Raw genomic sequence first — 1,208 nt, 5'->3', positions numbered from 1 at the left:
GGCGTTCAAGCAACTCAACCAGAAAAAGTGAATTGTTGGGATACTTTTGTATTCAACACGAATACTTGTGCTTGGGATAATACTGGCGTTCAAGCTGCAAAACCTGAAAAAGTGAATTGTTGGGATGATTTTGTCTTCAATTCAAATACTTGTGCTTGGGATAATATTGGCGTTCAAGCAACTCAACCAGAAAAAGTGAATTGTTGGGATACTTTTGTATTCAACACGAATACTTGTGCTTGGGATAATACTGGCGTTCAAGCTGCAAAACCTGAAAAAGTGAACTGTTGGGATACTTTTGTATTCAATACTACTTCTTGTGCTTGGGATAATACAGGAGTTCAAGCTGCAAAACCTGAAAAAGTGAATTGTTGGGATGATTTTGTCTTCAATTCAAATACTTGTGCTTGGGATAATATTGGCGTTCAAGCAACTCAACCAGAAAAAGTGAATTGTTGGGATACTTTTGTATTCAACACGAATACTTGTGCTTGGGATAATACAGGAGTTCAAGCTGCAAAACCTGAAAAAGTAAACTGCTGGGATACTTTTGTATTCAACACGAATACTTGTGCTTGGGATAACACAGGAGTTCAAGCAGTGAAACCTGAAAAAGTGAATTGTTGGGATAACTTCGTATTCAACACGAATACTTGTGCTTGGGATAACACAGGAGTTCAGGCAGTGAAACCAACGAAAGTAAACTGTTGGGATAACTTCGTATTCAACACGAATACTTGTGCTTGGGATAACACAGGAGTTCAAGCAGTGAAACCTGAAAAAGTGAATTGTTGGGATAACTTCGTATTCAACACGAATACTTGTGCTTGGGATAACACAGGAGTTCAAGCAGTGAAACCAGAAAAAGTGGACTGTTGGGATACTTTTGTTTTCAATTCAAATACTTGTGCTTGGGATAACACAGGAGTTCAAGCTGCAAAACCAGCAAAAGTAAACTGTTGGGATACTTTTGTTTTCAATTCAAATACTTGTGCTTGGGATAACACAGGAGTTCAAGCTTCAAAACCAGCAAAAGTAAACTGTTGGGATACTTTTGTATTCAACACGAATACTTGTGCTTGGGATAACACAGGAGTTCAGGCAGTGAAACCTGAAAAAGTGAACTGTTGGGATAACTTCGTATTCAACACAAATACTTGTGCTTGGGATAACACAGGAGTTCAAGCAGTGAAACCTGAAAAAGTGAA

The 1,208-nt window shown here is 38.3% G+C and carries 1 protein-coding gene; it reads left to right on the top strand.

Annotated elements, in window-relative coordinates; genetic code table 11:
- Positions 1–1,208, top strand: a 1,208-nt coding sequence (locus BUA99_RS15190; protein ID WP_159430961.1) for a hypothetical protein, incomplete at both ends; no start/stop codon positions are given.

The sequence above is a fragment of the Flavobacterium segetis genome, from assembly GCF_900129575.1.
Lineage (GTDB): Bacteria > Bacteroidota > Bacteroidia > Flavobacteriales > Flavobacteriaceae > Flavobacterium > Flavobacterium segetis.
This window is presented reverse-complemented; position numbering and strand designations above follow the sequence as displayed.